The following is an 18,369-nucleotide window of genomic DNA, read 5'->3' on the forward strand; positions in this document are numbered from 1 at the left end:
ACCTACGTGAGTTATCGTAAATTAGGACGCACATCTAGCCAACGTAAGGCAATGTTGCGTGACTTAACAACTGACTTAATTATCAACGAACGTATCGTTACGACTGAAGCTCGTGCGAAAGAAGTTCGTTCAACTGCTGAAAAGATGATTACTTTAGGAAAACGCGGGGATCTTCATGCACGTCGCCAAGCTGCTAGCTTTGTACGTAATGAAGTCGCTGATGTTCGCGAAGAAAACGAAGCTGTTGTTGTTGAATCTGCATTACAAAAATTATTCAATGACATCGCTCCTCGTTACGCTGAACGTCAAGGTGGATACACTCGTATCTTAAAAACTGAACCTCGTCGCGGCGACAACGCCCCTATGGTCGTTTTAGAACTTGTATAATAATCACTCTTCACTTTATAGATGATTCTTTTAGAGTGTTATGATGTTGGAGATTTTCTCCGAGTCTAGCTCAGCGCCGCTTCCCAGAATGTCTGGGAAGCCGGCACTCATCATAAAGTGTTTTTTTATACCCAAAAATACTGTCAAGACAGGTCGGTATACAAAAGCATTTTATTGAGTATCAAGGATTGATAAAACCGTACTTTTTTGCTAGGCTTAGAACAGATTTGCAAAGAAGTGGAAAGGTGCAAACATGAAGCCAATTATTGAAATCAATCAAATTGAATTTAGCTACCAAGAAGAAGCGACACCTGCTTTGAAGGATGTCAGCTTTTCAATTAATAAAGGTGAATGGATAGCGATCGTCGGTCATAACGGATCAGGAAAATCAACGTTAGCAAAAACGATCAATGGTCTTCATTTGCCGCAAAAGGGAACCGTTGCTGTCGGCGGGATGCAACTCTCTGAGGAATCGGTCTGGGATATTCGCCGAATGGTAGGGATGGTCTTCCAGAATCCTGACAACCAATTTGTAGGTGCAACAGTTGAAGATGATGTTGCCTTTGGTTTGGAAAATCAAGGGATCGAACGAAGTGAAATGCAGCATAGAGTTCAGGATGCTTTGGAAAAAGTAAAAATGCAAGAATTTGCGACGCGAGAGCCTGCACGTTTATCTGGTGGACAGAAACAGCGAGTGGCGATTGCTGGCGTTGTGGCTTTGCGTCCAGACATCATTATTTTGGATGAAGCGACAAGCATGTTAGACCCTGAAGGACGAGATGATGTCATTTCAACGATTCATAAGATAAAAGAAGAGAGCGATTTGACTGTGATCTCAATTACTCATGATATTGATGAAGCGGCTAGTGCGAATCGAATCTTGGTCATGAGAGATGGGGAACTTTATCAAGAAGGAACACCGGATGAAATTTTCTCTGCGGGACCAGAATTGGTTTCGCTGGGATTGGATCTGCCATTTCCTGAGAAGCTGAAAGCTGCATTAAACGCACGCGGTATACAGGTTCCTAAGGGCTATTTAGATGAAGAAGGGATGATGGACTGGTTATGGGCATCCGTTTTGAAAAAGTAAGCTACGTTTATCAACCCAACACGCCCTTTGAACAACGGGCACTTTATGATATCGATCTAGATATCCAGGAAGGATCTTATACAGCGTTGGTTGGCCATACTGGTAGTGGGAAATCTACATTATTGCAGCATTTGAACGCGTTATTGAAACCAACGGATGGAAAAGTGGTCATCGGTGATCGAACAATCACTCCAACGACAGATAATAAGAATTTGAAGCCAGTCCGCAAAAAAGTTGGGATCGTTTTTCAATTTCCTGAAGCGCAGCTGTTTGAAGAAACTGTGGCTAAAGATATCGCTTTTGGTCCAAAGAACTTTGGAGTCGGTGAAGAAGAAGCTTATGCTTTGGCGAAGGAAAATCTTCGAATGGTTGGCTTAGAGGAAGAATATCTTGAGCGCTCCCCTTTTGAGCTCTCAGGGGGTCAGATGCGGCGTGTTGCTATTGCAGGTGTCTTGGCTATGGAGCCAGAAGTGCTAGTCTTAGACGAGCCGACAGCGGGCTTAGATCCGCTTGGACGAAAAGAAATGATGGAGATGTTTTGGCGTTTGCATCATGAAAAGAATATAACGATCGTTTTAGTGACTCATTTGATGGATGACGTTGCAAATTTCGCAGATTACGTCTATGTCTTGGAAAAAGGTCGTGTGGTGAAGCATGGAAATCCACAGTCGGTCTTTCAAGATGTTGCATGGCTGAAGGAAAAGCAATTAGGCGTGCCGCAAGCGAGTGCTTTTGCTGAGAAGATGCAAGCAAGGGGTGCTTCTTTTGAAAAGCTGCCATTGACTGAAAATGAATTAGCGGACTGGATCGTAAAAGCTGCAGGAGGTCCTGCTCATGATGAATAAATTGATCTTTGGCCGCTATATACCGGGAGATTCAGTCATCCATCGTCTGGACCCTCGTGCTAAATTGGTTGCTAGTTTCTATTTTATCGGGATTATTTTCTTAGCAAATAATTGGCAAAGCTATTTATTTTTGGGGATTTTCACGATGTTTGCGGTATTTTTATCAAAAATAAGTATAAGCTTCTTTTTACGAGGCGTGAGACCGTTGATTTGGTTGATTATTTTTACGGTTGCCTTGCAAATGCTGTTTACTCGCGGCGGAACATTGTATTGGTCCTGGGGTGTTTTCAGCTTGTCTTCCTATGGGATACAGAATGGACTGTTTATCTTTTGCCGGTTCGTCTTGATTATTTTTATGTCGACCTTACTGACATTAACGACACCGCCGTTATCAATGTCTGATGCAATCGAATCTTTATTAAACCCGCTGAAGAAAATTCATTTACCGGTACATGAAATTGCTTTGATGCTATCCATCGCTTTACGGTTTGTTCCAACATTGATGGATGAAACAGAAAAAATCATGAATGCGCAACGCGCTCGCGGGGTGGATTTCAATGATGGCAACTTGATTCAAAAGGTGAAGGCAATCGTACCATTGCTGATTCCTTTATTTGTCAGCAGTTTCAACCGAGCGGAAGATCTTGCGACTGCCATGGAAGCTCGGGGCTATCGTGGCGGCGAAGGACGTAGTAAGTATCGAAAACTGCAATGGGCGTCTCGTGATACCCTTGTCTTGGTAGTTTTTGCTGCGGTAACGGTTGTTTTAGTCTTTTTACGCAGTTAAGCTTGGAGTGATCCAAGCTTTTTTTGCGCTTTATTTTATGTTTTCGGCAAGTAAAATTAATGAGAGGGCTACATCAGCAGAGAGGAGCGTTTACTTCATACTTCAGTACCGCGAGGAAACTTTTCCGAGGTCTCAAATGGTTCTGATTGCGTTGGAATCCGAATAGAAAAGCTGTTATAATGACTCCTGCAATAGAAAAAAGGAGAACTAACATGGTCAGATATAAAGCAGTGATTGCTTACGATGGTACACAGTTTAACGGGTTTCAACGACAACCGAATGGACGAACCGTGCAGGAGGAAGTGGAGAAGACGTTGAAAAAAATGAATAATGGGTCTCCGGTAACGATTTTTGGTTCAGGTCGGACCGATGCGGGTGTTCATGCAATCGGGCAAGTGATTCATTTTGATTATCCGCAAGAGCGTCCGTTGGAACGGATGCGATTTGCATTGGACACCCAAACTCCTGAGGATATTGCTGTGTCCTCTGTAGCGATCGTGGCGGATGATTTTCATGCACGCTATCATGTTGTGGAGAAAACGTATCATTTTAAAGTCCAGATCGCAAAGCCTCGCAGTCCGTTTCGACGCTACTATGCGGCGTATTATCCGTATCCATTGGATTTAGAATTGATTCGACGGGCATTATCCGATTTAGTAGGCACGCATGACTTCACGTCGTTCTGTGCGACAGGCGGCGCCATTGAAGATAAAGTCCGCACGATTTATCAAGCGGATCTAGAGGTGAATGAATCGAAGACAGAATTGACCTTCATTTTTCGCGGGAACGGCTTTTTGTATAAAATGATCCGAATCTTAGTAGGTACATTGCTAAAAATTGGGAACGGCCGTATCCCAGCGGACAGTATTCCTGAAATACTTGAAGCAAAGGACCGAAATGCAGCAGGACCAACTGCCCATCCAGAGGGGCTCTACCTGGCAGAAGTAAAATATGACTAGACAAAAAAGCATCCACCAACAATCTTTTGATTGTTGGTGGATGCTTTTTTTTGCGAGTTAGGCTTTTCGCAGTTTGTTGAACTTGAGCAGCAATAATAGATTTTTAGGAAGATAGCGAACAAGCAGTTAGCCTAATCGTATGCGGCCGAAAATCACTTCATTTTTTCGCGGACTTCGAAAAATAAATTCCTTACTCTGAGTTAGCTGTCAGTTAGGCTTTCACTTCGTTCGACAGTTGGGTCAATGCTTCAATATCTAGAATGAGATAGCCCTTTTCTATTTTTTCCAGATATCCCTCCTCTACAAATTGAGCGATCACAAAGAGTAGATGGCGATAGGAAACGCCCAGATATTCGGCGACCTGTGTGTGTTGTTCGCGATAGGTTCCTTCATTTTGCGTCAATAAAATAAAAGAGGCTAGACGTTGCGAAAGCGGAAAGCCTTGATTTTGGGTCGAAGCTTTGATATTGCGATAATTTTTATGGGCGAAGTAGATGCAAAGCTTTTGAAGAAAAAGTGTGTCCTGTAGTAAGCGTTTCTGGCAATCTTTTCTTGCGACAGCCAAGCACCAACAGTCTTCGATCGCTTGTACACTAAAGGCAGTCTGATTTTCATCGACGAGTTCCATCTCACCGATAAAGCAAGGGGGCGAAAAGAAATCGATCAGCGCGACTTTTCCATTTGCTAAGGTGTCATACAATTTCGCTTTGCCCTTTACTAAGTAAAATAAATGGGAAGGCGGATTGTCTTCTTTTACGATGTAGCTATTGGCTGGGAAGAAAAACAAGTGTGTGTCCAAACTGATATCGAAGGAAAATTGATCAAGGTAGTCAGAGGAGTGAATGAACTGCTGTTTCAATTTTTCATTTTGCAACTTCTTCATTTTTTCTGCCTCCTTATATGAGAATTCTCATACTTATCATAAGCAGGAACTTACTATAATGCAACTAGATAAAGGAACAATATTTTCTTAGGAGGCTTTCAAATGGAGAAACGGAAAATTATTTTAGACTGTGATCCGGGGCATGATGATGCCATAACGATACTGATGGCGGCGGCACACCCGAAAATTAATTTGTTAGGAATCACCATTGTAGCTGGGAATCAAACGTTGGACAAGACAGTGGTCAATGGCTTGAATGTTTGTCAGTTATTAGGAATTGATGCAAATGTCTATGCTGGGATGCCAAAGCCACTAGTACGGGAGCAAGTGGTAGCGGGGAATGTTCACGGAGAGTCCGGCTTAGATGGTCCGGTCTTTGGTCCATTGCATCGTCAGGCAGAAAAGACAAATGCGGTTAACTATATCGTCGATACATTGATGGCAAGTGAGGGGGATATTACACTTGTGCCTGTTGGTCCATTAACAAATATTGCTGTTGCGATGCGAATGGAGCCATTGATCATTCCGAAAATCAATGAAATCGTTTTGATGGGTGGGGCTTATGGAACCGGCAATTTCACACCTTCTGCCGAGTTTAATATTTTTGCTGATCCAGAAGCGGCACATGTGGTTTTTACCTCAGGGGCACCGATTGTTATGATGGGGCTTGATCTGACGAATCAGACACTTTGTACACTGGAGATCATTGAACGAATGGAAGCAGCGGGAAATGTTGCGGGGAAACTATTCGGTGACATCATGCGCTTTACTTTAAAGAGTCAGTTTGAATGCTTTGGTTTGGAAGCGGGGCCGTTACATGATGCCACCTGCGTGGGGTATCTGATTTCTCCTGAAGCGTTTGAAACACAGGAAATGTATGTTGAAGTCGATAGCAATCGCGGACCTTGTTATGGTCGGACGGTTTGCGATGAGCTCAATGTTTTAGAGCAAAAAGCGAATGCAAAAGTTGGTAAGAAAATAGATACAGAAACATTTTGGGATTTAGTCGAGGCGTGTATTCGGAAATATTAAAAAGGAAGAATCAGAAATGATTCTTCCTTTTGTACGTTAATGGCGGTGATTTTTTTTAGGTTTTAAGGCTCGCAGGTAAAGAATAAACATAGCGATCGCAACGACAAAGGAAATCGCTCCAGCGATAAAGCCTTTAGGCAGATAGCTGAAGGTGACTTTATGCTTGCCTTTTGGTACATGGATGCTGACGAACGCATTTTGGAAGGCTTTCGTATCAACTTTCTTTCCATCGATTTTGGCTGTCCAGCCTTCGTCGTAAGGAATCGTTGTAACTAGCGTTCGAGCTTCTTTTGCATCTACTGTTCCTTCAGCGCTACGGGAGCCAACCTTCATATCTACGGCATTTTCTTTGATCTTGTCAACCGCTAACTGGTAAGCGACGGTGTCTAAAGCAAGGACTTGCGGATTTTGGAAACTGATTGATTTGGTTCCGTAAAAACTCGCTGTGAATGTGACCGTAGTCGCTTCCTGATAATAGCCTAGATCATAATACTGTCCGCTGATACCGATTTGGGCTTGTCGTGTCTGACCGTTTGCAGTCACGGTTGCGGTTGAGCTTTCTAATTCAGCAAAGTCATACGGGTAGAGACTCAAATAAGCTTGAGTATTCGCGGGAACTTGCACTTTCCACGTAACGTCTTTTGCAACATTCCCTTGTTTTTCTGCAATGGTCATAATATTGCCTGCATTTGTAACGTTCGCATTTTTTGTATCTATTTGTGTGATCGGCAAGAAGTGGAAGTATTGAAACTGTTCTTGCGATAAAGCATTGAATAATTGTGTTTGTGTCCCAAGGTTATCGTTTGGCAAAGCTTTTAATTTATCGATCGTGGTTGGGGCTGTGAAGGCTAACGGCAATGCGTAATTATTTTCAAACAAGTTGTACTCGCCAACAGTGTCCGTTTTGTCAAAACCATATTTATTCAATTGCTTTGTTTTTGCGATGTTGTATTTGATCCCTGTAAAGGCATCTGCGAGCAACGTATTATTCTGATAGCGAATGTTCAAGCTTGTTCCTCTTGAACGGAATCCGAGCTGGTCCATGTAGCCAGAGGAATGCCGGTTACGAATCGAAGAAAACATGCTGATGCCGCTATAGCCGTAATTAAAGGCATCATTTGAAGACACTGGATCGAGATTTTCCATCCGATAGAAGCTGTCGTTTTCATCTTTTGTTTTATCGACTAACGCCTTGATGGAAGGATAGGGTTCGGTATACAAGCTTCGAGAAGCGTAATTCCAATCCTTCAAGATACCACGTACCATAAAGTCACTGTTGACAAAGGCTTCCGTAGACATCAACAGCAAGAGCAAGATGCTCAATACTTTTAAAGGGATCTTATTGAAGTAATGCCCTGTGAGTACCAACGCATACACGGCCAAAAAGCCGATCGTGATATAAAGAGAGATATTTTTAAGGTAGTTGTAGTCTTTTCCTTTCATCCCCCAGAAGATTGCGAAAACAGCAATCAATAGCAGGCAGGCAGCGGCTAACTGCAAAATGTTATCACGGTCTACTTTTTCCCATCCCCAGGCAGCCAAAGTAATCACTAAGAAGGAGAGTAGGTAGGCGTAGCGGAATAAAAACATATTTGGTGCATGCATTCCATGCCAGAATAAGTTCATCGGTTGGATATAGAAGCTTGCGATCAGAATTGCAGCGATCGCTCCATAGGCGATTTTATCCTTCCATGGAATTTTTTTGCAGATAAAGAAAAACAGGCATAGTGCTAATGGTAACAGTCCAATATAAATAAATGGGATGGAGCCATATTTTGTCGTGTCATAAGACCCGATCATATTCTTAGCAACAAAATCCCACCAGCCAGTGGCTTCTGTTTTAAAGGTCGTTAGTTGTGTTAACTCCTCCCCGTTCGTCCGCAAATCCAGAATGGACGGTAAAATCATGATCATTGAGGCGAAGCCAGCCAAGAGGGAAGTAAAGCCGTAAGGGATAATACTTTTTTTATAAAGCTTCCAATTCGTGAGCAGTCGTGCGACGTAATAAAGAACGGAAAAAAGTCCAATCATAAAGCCCATATAAAAACTTGTTAAAAACAACATTAAATAGGAAACAAAAAGTACCGTCGGCTTTCGCAGGTCCATCACACGATTGATTCCCCAAATGATCAGAGGCAGATAAACAAAGGCATCCAACCACATGATGATCTCAGAATGCGCGATGGTAAAGGACATGAGCGCATAAGAAACACTGAGAGCTACTCTTGACCAGTCGGGCAGCTTAAAGCTTCCCTTGGCGTAGAACCAGAAAGCCAGTCCTGCGGCACCAATTTTTAACAGTGTTAAAAAATATAACGCGTCAGGCATCAGTTGATTTGGAAAGAAAATAACCAGCGGTGTAAAAAAGCCGCCAAGATAATAGGAAACAAGAGAAAGATAATTCAATCCCATGGATGCGTTCCAATTATAAAAAAGCCCTTGTTTGCCTAAGAGCATATTGCGAAAACTTGCGTGGAAATTTGAAAATTGCGAAAAGGCATCGCTGGCTAAGACACTACGACTCGATCCAGGATAAATGCCGATCGTTAAGTAGACGATCACCATCAAGGCGAGCGGTAGAAAAAAACTGGACAACAAGTACCAACGATTTTCTTTGAGATAGTTTTTCATATAAAAATCACCAAACTTCTTTCAACAGACTATCCAAATTTTACCATAGATACAAAAAAATATTGTGAAAGAGGTGTGAAACTCAGACAAAGAATTGCCCTTATTTTATTGCCGCTGTTATAAAAGGAAGCAACAAAAAAAGCCGACACTGTCGGCTTTTTTATATGTAGATTTTTAATGGAATCGCTGCGTGCTTAATACTTCTCACAAAAAATAAAAAACCGCTCGTCATCGAACGGTTTGATTGATTGGATAATATTAAACGCGCTCAACTTTTCCAGATTTCAAAGCACGAGTTGAGACCCAAACTTTTTTAGGTTTTCCGTCCACCAAAACGCGAACTTTTTGTAAATTAGGTTTTACAGTACGTTTCGTAGCGTTCATAGCGTGAGAACGGTTATTTGCACTTCTTGTTTTACGACCAGTAAAATAGCAAACTTTTGCCATGTGTTGTTTCCTCCTTTAGCCTTGATATTGGAGCGCTTCTTTGGCTCATACTAAAATAAAATAGCACATCTTAACAAGATGTGCAAGTGAATTTTTTTAGAAAGATTGACATTCAGTGCATTTGAAGGTAAATTATAGTCTGTTAGCATAAAATTTTTTAGTAAAAGTTTTGATGTAAGAAAGTCAGCATAATTTTGTGGCAAGCAGGGATCGCCCTATCAGCGAAACGCAATGGAACTTTCTTTTATTTGTCATGGGGCTATGATAAACTATTATAGTAGAAAAAATGGGCATTTTTGCCTATTTAAGGAGGCTAACAACTATGGCTGTGAAAATCAATACACAGACTGGTATGATCGAAATTTCAAACGACGTCATCGCGACGGTTGTCGGCGGTGCGGTTACTGACGTGTTTGGTATCGTTGGTATGGCTAGTAAAAAACAAATCAAAGACAATATTACAGAGATTTTAAGAAAAGAAAATTATTCACGCGGCGTCGTTGTACGTCAAGAAGAGAACGGAATCGCAGTCGACGTCTATACGATCGTCAGCTACGGCACGAAAATCTCAGAAGTATCGCGCAATGTCCAAGAAAAAGTGAAATACAATTTGGAGACGATGCTTGGAGTAACAGCTAACTCAGTGAATGTTTATGTTCAAGGTGTACGTGTTCTGCCTGACTAAAGGCAGCGTTCTTAAGGAGGACTAAGTAAGTGAAGGTAACAGAGATCAGCGCGAGTCAATTCCAAGAAATGGTAGAGGCTGGCGCTAAACGTCTGCAAGTCAATGCAGAATATGTCAATTCATTAAATGTATTCCCCGTGCCTGATGGCGATACTGGGACCAACATGAATCTATCTATGACCAGCGGCGCGACTGCGGTTGTTAACTCTACCTCAGAGAAAGTCGGCGAATTAGCCAATGTATTAGCAAAAGGATTGTTGATGGGGGCGCGAGGAAATTCTGGCGTCATCTTGTCTCAGTTATTCCGCGGCTTTTCAAAAGCGATTTTAGAGGTAGATACATTAAATGCAGAGGATCTGTCGAAAGCGCTCGTTCATGGTGTTGAAACGGCCTATAAAGCAGTAATGAAGCCTGTAGAAGGAACTATTTTAACTGTGGCTCGTGAATCCGCAAAAGCGGGTGAACGCAAAGCTAAACAAACGGACGATGTGATCGAAGTGATGACAGCGGTCGTTAAATACGGGAAAAAAGCATTAGACAAAACCCCTGATATGCTGCCTGTTTTGAAAGAAGTCGGCGTTGTCGATAGTGGCGGTCAAGGTCTTTTGTTTATCTATGAAGGCTTCTTGAGTGCATTGAATGGGGAATTCCAAGTGGATGATGCCTATGAACCAAGTCCGGCTGAAATGGATGAAATGGTCAATGCAGAGCATCACCGCAGCGTCCAAGGACAACTAGCAACCGAAGATATCAAATTCGGTTATTGTACAGAAATCATGGTTCGTCTTGGTGAAGGTCCTACTGTGGACAGTAATTTTGATTATGATACCTTCCGTAATTATTTAGACGGTATCGGGGATTCATTATTAGTCGTTAACGATGATGAAATCGTTAAAGTGCATGTCCATACAGAACATCCAGGCGAAGTGATGAATTATGGTCAAAAATTTGGTGCGTTAATTAAAATCAAAGTCGATAATATGCGTCAACAACATGAAACAATTTTAGAACACGATGACGAAGTAGCCGCTTTTGAAGCAGCGCCAGTTGCGCATCAACCGTATGCAGTGATTGCGATCGCTGCTGGTGAAGGTGTTCAAGAATTGTTCAAGAGTTTAGGTGCTGCCTATGTCATCAGCGGCGGACAAACGATGAATCCAAGCACGGAAGATATTTTGAAAGCAGTCAAGGAAGTCAATGCGGACCAAGTGATTGTTTTACCTAATAATAAAAATATCTTTATGGCAGCAGATCAAGCCGCAGAAGTAGCGGATATTCCTGTAGCAGTTGTACCAAGTAAAACTGTTTCTCAAGGAATGACAGCGATGCTGGCCTTCAATGGGGATCAAAGTTTAGAAGAGAACAAAGCAGCGATGACTGAAATGCTTGATTCTGTAGTCAGTGGACAAATCACCAATGCCATCCGTGATACCTCTATCGACGGAGTAGAGATCCACGAAGGGGACTACTTAGGAATGATCGATGGTAAAATCGTTCTTTCTGAAGAAGATAAGTACCAAGCAACGTTAGACACATTGACTAAAATGATCAGTGAAGATATTGAAATCATCACGATCATCGTCGGTGAAGAAGGTACGCAAGCTGAAGCTGAAAAAATAAGCGAAGCAATTGAAGCAAGCTATCCTGATTTGGAAGTAGAGATCCACGAAGGAAAACAACCAGTCTACCCATACTTGCTTTCAGCAGAATAATGAGAAAAAGTCGGAGGAGCGAGCCAAGAATATCTGGCTCGCTCCTGTTTTTGTCAGTTATGCTTTTTGCAGTATTTAACAATCGAAGATGACTGTTTGTGTTGATGGCAAATAGATAAATGTGCAGTTTAGCATAATGATATGTGGTCGAACGTAAGAGAATTTTCTCAAGAAAATTCATTCAGGTTAATGAAACTACTGCGAGTTCCACTTTGCGCTTCAGCGCAATTAGTGGAATCGTATGCGTGGTGAGAAGCCTATTTTTATTGAAAGGAGGATTTCGATGTCGATTGAAGAAACTGTTTCGGTTTTGCCTGGAGTCGGCCCTAAGAGAGCGCAAACGTTAGCTGAGTTAGGGATTGTTACGATTGAAAATCTATTAAGCTATTATCCGTTTCGCTATGAGGATATCCAAGAAAAAAATCTTTTGGAAATCAATGATCAAGAAAAAGTTACCTTAAAGGGTGTCATCGTCTCGGCACCGGTGGTTAGCCGTTTCGGCTACAAAAAGAGTCGACTGCAGTTTCGTATGATGCAAGATCATGCAGTCTTCATGGTCTCCTTCTTCAATCAGCCTTATTTGAAAGACAAAGTCGAAGTCGGAGAAGAATTAGCTGTTTATGGAAAATGGGATGCGAAGCGTAAATCCCTCACAGGAATGAAAATTTTAGGCGGCAAACAAACAGAAGAATATGCGCCGATCTATCATGTGACAAAGTCGATTCGACAAAGTACGTTAGTTGATTTGATCAAAGTCGGATTCGAAAAATTCGGCGATCAAGTGACGGAAAATCTGCCGGACTATTTATTAGAAAAATATCGTTTGATGCCACGCAAGCAAGCGATGCGGGCAATGCATTTTCCCAAAGATCCAAAAGAGAATCAGCAAGCAAAACGCCGCGTAGTTTTTGAAGAGTTTTTCTTATTCCAAATGCGGATGCAAGGATTAAAGAAAAGCGAACGAAGCGAAAAAAATGGGCTTGCGATTCGTTATGACGTTGAGCGTCTCAAGCGATTTACACAGCAACTGCCTTTCGAGCTTACAGATGCCCAGAAACGTGTAACCAATGAAATTTGTTATGACTTACGCAGCAAGAAACATATGCAGCGGTTATTACAAGGAGATGTTGGGAGCGGGAAAACAGTGGTTGCGGCCATTGCATTGTATGCTACGATGACTGCGGGTTTTCAAGGCGCTTTGATGGTACCGACAGAAATTTTGGCGCAACAACATCTGGAAAGCTTGAATCATTTGTTTGATCCGTTGGAAATGACTACAGCCTTACTGACTGGCTCTACCAAGACCAAAGAACGCCGCGCCATTTTGGCTGGTCTGCAAAATGGTGAGATTGATGTTGTGATCGGGACACACGCGTTGATTCAAGACGACGTACAATTTGCGAATCTTGGATTGGTTATCACGGATGAGCAGCACCGTTTCGGGGTCAACCAACGAAGAGTGTTACGAGAAAAAGGACTTCATCCAGATGTTCTTTTCATGACTGCAACACCCATTCCCAGAACGTTAGCAATTACTGCCTATGGGGAGATGGACGTTTCGATCATCGATCAAATGCCGGCAGGGCGGATTCCTGTTAAAACAAGTTGGATCAAGCCGAAACAATTAGAGCATACGCTGGATTGGGCAAAATTAGAGCTGCAGGCAGGACACCAGCTGTATGTGATCTGTCCTTTGATTGAAGAATCCGAAGCGTTAGATGTAAAGAATGCGACAGAGATCTATGAGCATTTAAACGAATACTATGCGCCGAATTACCAAGTCAGTCTCCTGCACGGAAAGATGAAGAATGCTGAAAAAGAGACGATCATGGAGGAATTTAAGAACAATCAAAGTCAGATATTAGTTTCAACTACTGTTATTGAAGTAGGCGTCAATGTTCCAAACGCGACAGTCATGTTTATCATGGATGCCGACCGCTTTGGTCTTGCCCAGCTGCATCAATTGCGCGGGCGGGTCGGACGCGGCTCAGATGCGTCTTATTGTATCTTGGTGGCTAGTCCTAAAAATGAAATGGGTAAAGAACGCATGAAGATCATGACAGAGACGACCAATGGGTTTGTCTTGAGTGAAAAAGATTTAGAGCTGCGCGGCCCTGGGGAAGTATTTGGTTTTCGTCAATCGGGCTTGCCGCAATTTCTGATCGCCGATCTTGTGAACGACGCCAATGTATTAGAGGTGGCGCGAGATGAGGCTAATCAAATTTGGCAAGTGGAAGATTGGCGAGAACAGCCAGCCTTTGCCCCATTAGCCAAGACGTTAAAACCAACTGAAACTGGGGAAACATACTTTGACTAGTGTGTGCTATACTGTATAAAAAAATTAGCGTGTTATGTTCATTGCTACTCTGTTTAAATAGAGTGTTAAAATCAAATTTAAGAACATAACGAACAACTAAAAGGAGAGATTTTTCTCATGAAAATTGCTGTAGATGCAATGGGTGGCGATTTTGCACCAAAAGCTATCGTGGAAGGTGTCATGTTAGCACAAAAAAAACACCCAGAAATTGAATTTCAATTATATGGAAAAGAAGAAGCGATTCGTGAATATGTAACGAACGAAAACAATATCACGATCATTCATACAGATGAAAAAATCAACAGTGACGACGAACCCGTCAAAGCCATTCGCCGTAAAAAGAATGCTTCAATGGTTCTAGCTGCGCAAGCGGTCAAAGAAGGCAGAGCCGATGCGATTTTCTCAGCCGGAAATACCGGAGCTTTATTAGCAGCGGGATTGTTTATAGTAGGAAGAATCAAAGGAATCGAACGTCCGGGATTGATGTCGACACTCCCTGTTTTAAATGGCGACAGTGGATTTGATATGCTGGATTTAGGTGCAAATGCGGAAAATAAAGCAGAGCACATTCATCAGTATGCTATTCTGGGTTCCTTCTATGCCAAGCATGTCCGGGGAATCGCGAATCCGAGTGTTGGACTATTGAACAACGGTACGGAAGAAAACAAAGGCAGTGAATTGACAAAAGAAGCCTTCAAACTTTTACAAGCGGAAGAAAGTATTCATTTTATTGGCAATGTGGAGGCGCGTGAGCTATTAAATGGTGCTGCGGATGTTGTCGTAACTGACGGGTTTACGGGCAATGCCGTCTTAAAAACGATTGAAGGAACAGCGATGGGCTTGATGAGCCTCTTAAAAAGCAGTATCAACGATGCGGGCGTCAAAGGAAAACTCGGTGCGGCAATGTTGAAAGATACGCTGTATGGTCTAAAAGATAAACTGGATTACTCTTCCCATGGGGGGGCAGTTTTATTTGGTTTGAAAGCTCCTGTAATCAAAACGCATGGATCAACTGGACCAGAGGCGGTAGCGAATACGATCGACCAAATTCATACGATGCTTGATACGGATGTCGTTGGACAATTAGTCGCATTTTTTGAAACCCCAAAAGGCGAATAGCCCCCTCGGCAATTTTGCTAAAAAAGGTAGACAAAGAGGGCAAACACCAGTAAAATGAACATTGACCTTCTGGTAAAACATAGACGAATAATAGTGGATCAAGTGGAGGTGAATGTTGTTGACTCGTGAAGAAGTATTTAGCAAAGTTGCTGAAATAATTTCAAATCACTTTGAAATCGATAAAGATAAAGTGACTCTTGGATTGAGTATCAAAGACGACTTAAATGCAGATTCAATCAGTATCATGGAATTCGTTCTAGAATTGGAAGATGAATTCGGAACAGAAATTTCTGATGAAGATGCTGAAAAAATTGAAACTGTTGGAGCTGCAGTTGATTACATTATGGAAAACAACCAAGCTTAACAAAACGGATGCACTGGCGAATGCCGGTGTATTTTTTTGTACATTTTTGAATGATCCCGTAAAAGAAAAAGGCGTGCGAATGTGTACTTGTTTTTTCCAGAATTGCTATCCTTTTTTTAGTGAAAAAGAGTAAAAACGATGCGGATTTGCCAGGTCAACTACTTGAGCGTATAGTGAACATAATTTGAAACGTTTGGAGTAAGCAAGCAATGAAAAAAAAGCAACGATGGATAAGCATTCTTTTGCTGCTGGGGCTTTTTCCAGTGGGGAATGTCGCCGCTGAAGAAAACAGTCCTGTAGACGAAAATACTAAGTATTCGGAACAGCAGCAAGTTGCGGATCAAGCTCAGAAAGACGGACTAGATCAAGCAACGGTGAAGCAACAAAACGAACAGGCGCAAGCGAGCGTACAAAGCAACGTCGAGCAAGCCAAAAAGACCGCTGAAGAAAAAGATCCTGAAGCCGATCCGAATCTAATCAGCGGTGAAGACGAAGCAGGGAGTTATTATTTACCTGCTGGAACAGAACATTCAGATTTGCAAAAAGCGAATCAAGGGAAAGCAGCTAATTTTTTTGCTTTAGAATTGTACTCATTGCCCTCAGTATCCGCAGCGGATGCAAATTTGCCTTCAAAAAGTTTTGTTGATGTCGCTTCTTATAATGGGAACGTTAGTGTAGCTGATTTTCAAAAAATGAAAGCTTATGGGGTGCGCGGTGTTGTAGTGAAGCTGACAGAGGGAACCTCCTATCAGAATCCTTACGCAGCAACGCAAATCGTGAATGCTAAAGCAGCAGGACTAAAAGTCTCAGCCTATCACTATGCATGGTTCACTTCAGATGCAAGTGCAAGAGCCGAGGCAAATTATTTTGCATCTTATGCGAGCCAATTGGGTTTATCCTCATCAACAGTGATGGTCAATGACATTGAGGCACCGACTATTCGAAATCAAGGGAACCACACGAATGACTCTGCCTCGTTTGCGAATCAGTTGAACCGAATGGGGTATGGAAATGTCCGACATTATGCTAGTTTAGGTTGGTTTAATGAAGGACTATTAGATGCACATGCACTAGGAAATAAAAACATTTGGGTTGCAGCCTATCCCTATTCTTTATCTGCCAAAAACTTTTACACAGAGTACGGTGCGTGGCAGTGGTCGTCACTGGTAAGTTTTCCAAATGTTAATGGGACTTTTGATGTTTCTGCGGATTATACAGGGATTTTTCAATCCGATCCGACACCGATTGGAACAGAGGCCATGTATCGAGTATACAATCCAAATAGCGGCGAACATTTTTATACTCGAGATAGCAACGAGAAAAACACGCTGCTTCAAGCCGGCTGGCGCTATGAAGGGGTCGCTTGGAATGCTCCGCAAAGTGGTGCGCCGGTTTATCGGATGTATAATCCAAATGCAGGAGACCATCACTATACACTGGATGCCGCAGAACGAGACAACTTGAAAAGAGCGGGGTGGCGTTATGAAGGGATTTCTTGGTACTCAGGTGGTACGCAACCGTTGTATCGATTGTATAATCCAAATGCGAAGACAGGAACCCATCATTATACGCTGAACACAAACGAGCGCGATCATTTAAAACAAGTTGGTTGGCGTTATGAGGGCATTGCTTGGTACGGAAAATAAAGAAAAAACTTCGTCGCAGCGGACGAAGTTTTTTTATTGTATAAAAGTTAAAAACCGTTTGTCCCAAATGGATTCATAGAAAGAGATAGTATCCTTTGCTGAGAGAAACTCATTGTCATAGGTAGTTGAAGCCTGTCTTGCCATCGATAAGGAGTATCCTGATCCGTGCGCAAATTTTATGGTAGCGTCCATGCAATATTGAGTCTGGGCACCACAAAGTTCCAGGCTTTGGATCTTAAGATGCTGCAAGAGCTCTTGCAGCTCTGTGTGGTAGAAAGAATTGGCATGCGTTTTTTGAAGCGTCAGGTCATCGGGTCGTCGATCTAGTTCCGCTACGATCTCCCACGCCTCTGAATTTTCGAGAAGGTCCTCGTCACAGTGTTGAATGAAGATAATCGGTTTTTCCTGTTTACGATACCGGTTGATTCTTTCATTCACGAGCGCGATCAACTCAGCAAAATGATCAATCGTTCCATTCTCTAAGCAAACACCTTTTTGCAAATCGATGATCAGTAATGCGTCGGACAGCTTTTCCATTGAACATCCTCCACTCGTTTTGTCCACTCTATCATTTTTTTGGATAAGAAGGAAAAAGTTCGATGAATCTTTGAAAATTTCTTACTATCATCACTTCTGATTTAAAATTTGTGGAAAAAACAGTATAATAAAGCGTGATGGAAATCTCAAAAAAAGGAATGAGCCCATGGATACACAGTTGATCAATGAATTGAAAGAAAATTATAGCATCGTCTTTCACGATGTGAACTTATTGGAACAGGCGTTTACCCACTCATCATATGTGAATGAACACCGTAACATGAATATTTCAGATAATGAACGGTTAGAATTTTTAGGGGACGCTGTCTTAGAAATTCAAGTATCGGACTATTTGTATCACCACTATCCCAACTTGCCGGAAGGTCGATTGACACGTTTACGTTCGGCGATCGTACGCGAAGAAAGTTTATCGAAATTTGCAAAAGAGTGTCATTTTGATCACTATATTATGTTAGGCAAAGGCGAAGAAAACTCTGGTGGTCGTGATCGTGCGGCGCTTTTGTGTGACTTGTTTGAAGCATTCTTGGGCGCTTTGTATCTAGATCAGGGATATGACATGGCCTTAAGCTTCATTAAAACGGTTGTTTTTCCGAAAATCGAAGCAGGCGTTTTTACACGTGAAATGGATCATAAAACTCGCCTACAAGAGGTTCTACAAAAAAGCGGCGATGTGACGATCGATTATCGATTGGTCAATGAAGAAGGCCCCGCACATGAACGAATCTTTACGATCGATGTCTATGCCGACAATCAAATGATCGGATCAGGTCAAGGGAAATCCAAAAAATTAGCTGAACAAGATGCAGCAGAGAAAGCATTAGCAAAGCTTGCGAAAAAATAGTTTATTTGATCGAGTATAGAGAAAAATAGACTGACTGCGCACGACAGATCCTGTTGCCAGTCACTG

The 18,369-nt window shown here is 42.2% G+C and carries 17 protein-coding genes; 13 read left to right on the forward strand and 4 right to left on the reverse strand.

Annotated elements, in window-relative coordinates; translation table 11 throughout:
* The first annotated feature begins 6 nt into the window (after positions 1–6).
* The 5 genes from rplQ to truA all read left to right on the forward strand — a co-directional run bounded on the left by rplQ (position 7) and on the right by truA (position 4,068).
* On the forward strand, positions 7–387 hold the full coding sequence (rplQ, locus tag I592_RS01285; protein ID WP_010782044.1) for a 50S ribosomal protein L17: 381 nt from the start codon (positions 7–9) through the stop codon (positions 385–387).
* A gap of 253 nt (positions 388–640) precedes the next feature.
* Entirely contained in the window at positions 641–1,477 is an 837-nt protein-coding gene (locus I592_RS01290; RefSeq protein ID WP_010782043.1) for an energy-coupling factor ABC transporter ATP-binding protein, read from the forward strand.
* Positions 1,453–2,322 carry an energy-coupling factor ABC transporter ATP-binding protein gene (locus I592_RS01295; RefSeq protein ID WP_010782042.1) on the forward strand — a complete coding sequence of 290 codons (870 nt, stop codon included), beginning with the start codon at positions 1,453–1,455 and terminating at the stop codon, positions 2,320–2,322. Before I592_RS01290 ends, I592_RS01295 begins: the two co-directional genes overlap by 25 nt.
* On the forward strand, positions 2,312–3,109 hold the full coding sequence (locus I592_RS01300; RefSeq protein WP_010782041.1) for an energy-coupling factor transporter transmembrane component T family protein: 798 nt from the start codon (positions 2,312–2,314) through the stop codon (positions 3,107–3,109). The genes I592_RS01295 and I592_RS01300 overlap by 11 nt, the downstream gene beginning before the upstream one ends.
* Positions 3,110–3,321: 212 nt before the next feature.
* Positions 3,322–4,068, forward strand: coding sequence for a tRNA pseudouridine(38-40) synthase TruA (gene truA / locus I592_RS01305; protein WP_010782040.1), 747 nt, complete (start codon positions 3,322–3,324; stop codon positions 4,066–4,068).
* A gap of 211 nt (positions 4,069–4,279) precedes the next feature.
* On the opposite strand, the gene yeiL is transcribed toward truA, so the two are convergent.
* Positions 4,280–4,951, reverse strand: coding sequence for a transcriptional regulator YeiL (gene yeiL / locus I592_RS01310; protein WP_010782039.1), 672 nt, complete (start codon positions 4,949–4,951; stop codon positions 4,280–4,282).
* Positions 4,952–5,053: 102 nt separating this feature from the next.
* Between yeiL and rihB the strand changes: the two genes are divergently transcribed.
* Complete coding sequence (gene rihB, locus I592_RS01315; RefSeq protein WP_010782038.1) at positions 5,054–5,983, forward strand: ribosylpyrimidine nucleosidase; 930 nt, start codon at positions 5,054–5,056, stop codon at positions 5,981–5,983.
* A gap of 36 nt (positions 5,984–6,019) precedes the next feature.
* On the opposite strand, the gene I592_RS01320 is transcribed toward rihB, so the two are convergent.
* Positions 6,020–8,614 (reverse strand): YfhO family protein, encoded by a 2,595-nt coding sequence (locus I592_RS01320; protein WP_010782037.1) that lies wholly within the window; start codon positions 8,612–8,614, stop codon positions 6,020–6,022.
* 258 nt (positions 8,615–8,872) lie between these two features.
* Positions 8,873–9,061: a 50S ribosomal protein L28 gene (gene rpmB / locus I592_RS01325; RefSeq protein WP_010747188.1), complete on the reverse strand. Its 189-nt coding sequence runs from the start codon at positions 9,059–9,061 to the stop codon at positions 8,873–8,875.
* Positions 9,062–9,383: 322 nt separating this feature from the next.
* Here rpmB and I592_RS01330 point away from each other — a divergent pair, with 322 nt between their 5' ends.
* The 6 genes from I592_RS01330 to I592_RS01355 all read left to right on the forward strand — a co-directional run bounded on the left by I592_RS01330 (position 9,384) and on the right by I592_RS01355 (position 16,904).
* Entirely contained in the window at positions 9,384–9,746 is a 363-nt protein-coding gene (locus tag I592_RS01330; RefSeq protein WP_010782036.1) for an Asp23/Gls24 family envelope stress response protein, read from the forward strand.
* A gap of 29 nt (positions 9,747–9,775) precedes the next feature.
* Positions 9,776–11,458, forward strand: coding sequence for a DAK2 domain-containing protein (locus tag I592_RS01335; RefSeq protein ID WP_010782035.1), 1,683 nt, complete (start codon positions 9,776–9,778; stop codon positions 11,456–11,458).
* 283 nt (positions 11,459–11,741) lie between these two features.
* Positions 11,742–13,775 carry an ATP-dependent DNA helicase RecG gene (gene recG, locus I592_RS01340; RefSeq protein ID WP_010782034.1) on the forward strand — a complete coding sequence of 678 codons (2,034 nt, stop codon included), beginning with the start codon at positions 11,742–11,744 and terminating at the stop codon, positions 13,773–13,775.
* A 117-nt stretch (positions 13,776–13,892) separates the two neighbouring features.
* Positions 13,893–14,894: a phosphate acyltransferase PlsX gene (plsX, locus tag I592_RS01345; RefSeq protein ID WP_010782033.1), complete on the forward strand. Its 1,002-nt coding sequence runs from the start codon at positions 13,893–13,895 to the stop codon at positions 14,892–14,894.
* Between the two features lie 118 nt (positions 14,895–15,012).
* Positions 15,013–15,258 (forward strand): acyl carrier protein, encoded by a 246-nt coding sequence (gene acpP / locus I592_RS01350; RefSeq protein ID WP_044926352.1) that lies wholly within the window; start codon positions 15,013–15,015, stop codon positions 15,256–15,258.
* 209 nt (positions 15,259–15,467) lie between these two features.
* On the forward strand, positions 15,468–16,904 hold the full coding sequence (locus tag I592_RS01355) for a GH25 family lysozyme (RefSeq protein ID WP_010782031.1): 1,437 nt from the start codon (positions 15,468–15,470) through the stop codon (positions 16,902–16,904).
* A 33-nt stretch (positions 16,905–16,937) separates the two neighbouring features.
* Here I592_RS01355 and I592_RS01360 read toward each other — a convergent pair whose 3' ends face one another.
* Positions 16,938–17,441, reverse strand: coding sequence for a cysteine hydrolase family protein (locus I592_RS01360; RefSeq protein ID WP_010782030.1), 504 nt, complete (start codon positions 17,439–17,441; stop codon positions 16,938–16,940).
* 166 nt (positions 17,442–17,607) lie between these two features.
* On the opposite strand from I592_RS01360, the gene rnc reads away from it, so the two are divergent.
* On the forward strand, positions 17,608–18,303 hold the full coding sequence (gene rnc, locus I592_RS01365; protein ID WP_010782029.1) for a ribonuclease III: 696 nt from the start codon (positions 17,608–17,610) through the stop codon (positions 18,301–18,303).
* Positions 18,304–18,369: the final 66 nt, after the last annotated feature.

Origin of the sequence: Enterococcus gilvus ATCC BAA-350, from assembly GCF_000407545.1 — a bacterium.
GTDB lineage: Bacteria > Bacillota > Bacilli > Lactobacillales > Enterococcaceae > Enterococcus_A > Enterococcus_A gilvus.

Bases quoted from the DNA above. Each gene is read 5' to 3' on its own strand.
- I592_RS01290 (WP_010782043.1), top strand. From the start codon at position 641: ATGAAGCCAATTATTGAAATCAATCAAATTGAATTTAGCTACCAAGAA.
- I592_RS01295 (WP_010782042.1), top strand. From the start codon at position 1,453: ATGGGCATCCGTTTTGAAAAAGTAAGCTACGTTTATCAACCCAACACG.
- I592_RS01300 (WP_010782041.1), top strand. From the start codon at position 2,312: ATGATGAATAAATTGATCTTTGGCCGCTATATACCGGGAGATTCAGTC.
- truA (WP_010782040.1), top strand. From the start codon at position 3,322: ATGGTCAGATATAAAGCAGTGATTGCTTACGATGGTACACAGTTTAAC.
- yeiL (WP_010782039.1), bottom strand. From the start codon at position 4,951: ATGAAGAAGTTGCAAAATGAAAAATTGAAACAGCAGTTCATTCACTCC.
- rihB (WP_010782038.1), top strand. From the start codon at position 5,054: ATGGAGAAACGGAAAATTATTTTAGACTGTGATCCGGGGCATGATGAT.
- I592_RS01320 (WP_010782037.1), bottom strand. From the start codon at position 8,614: ATGAAAAACTATCTCAAAGAAAATCGTTGGTACTTGTTGTCCAGTTTT.
- rpmB (WP_010747188.1), bottom strand. From the start codon at position 9,061: ATGGCAAAAGTTTGCTATTTTACTGGTCGTAAAACAAGAAGTGCAAAT.
- I592_RS01330 (WP_010782036.1), top strand. From the start codon at position 9,384: ATGGCTGTGAAAATCAATACACAGACTGGTATGATCGAAATTTCAAAC.
- recG (WP_010782034.1), top strand. From the start codon at position 11,742: ATGTCGATTGAAGAAACTGTTTCGGTTTTGCCTGGAGTCGGCCCTAAG.
- plsX (WP_010782033.1), top strand. From the start codon at position 13,893: ATGAAAATTGCTGTAGATGCAATGGGTGGCGATTTTGCACCAAAAGCT.
- I592_RS01355 (WP_010782031.1), top strand. From the start codon at position 15,468: ATGAAAAAAAAGCAACGATGGATAAGCATTCTTTTGCTGCTGGGGCTT.
- I592_RS01360 (WP_010782030.1), bottom strand. From the start codon at position 17,441: ATGGAAAAGCTGTCCGACGCATTACTGATCATCGATTTGCAAAAAGGT.
- rnc (WP_010782029.1), top strand. From the start codon at position 17,608: ATGGATACACAGTTGATCAATGAATTGAAAGAAAATTATAGCATCGTC.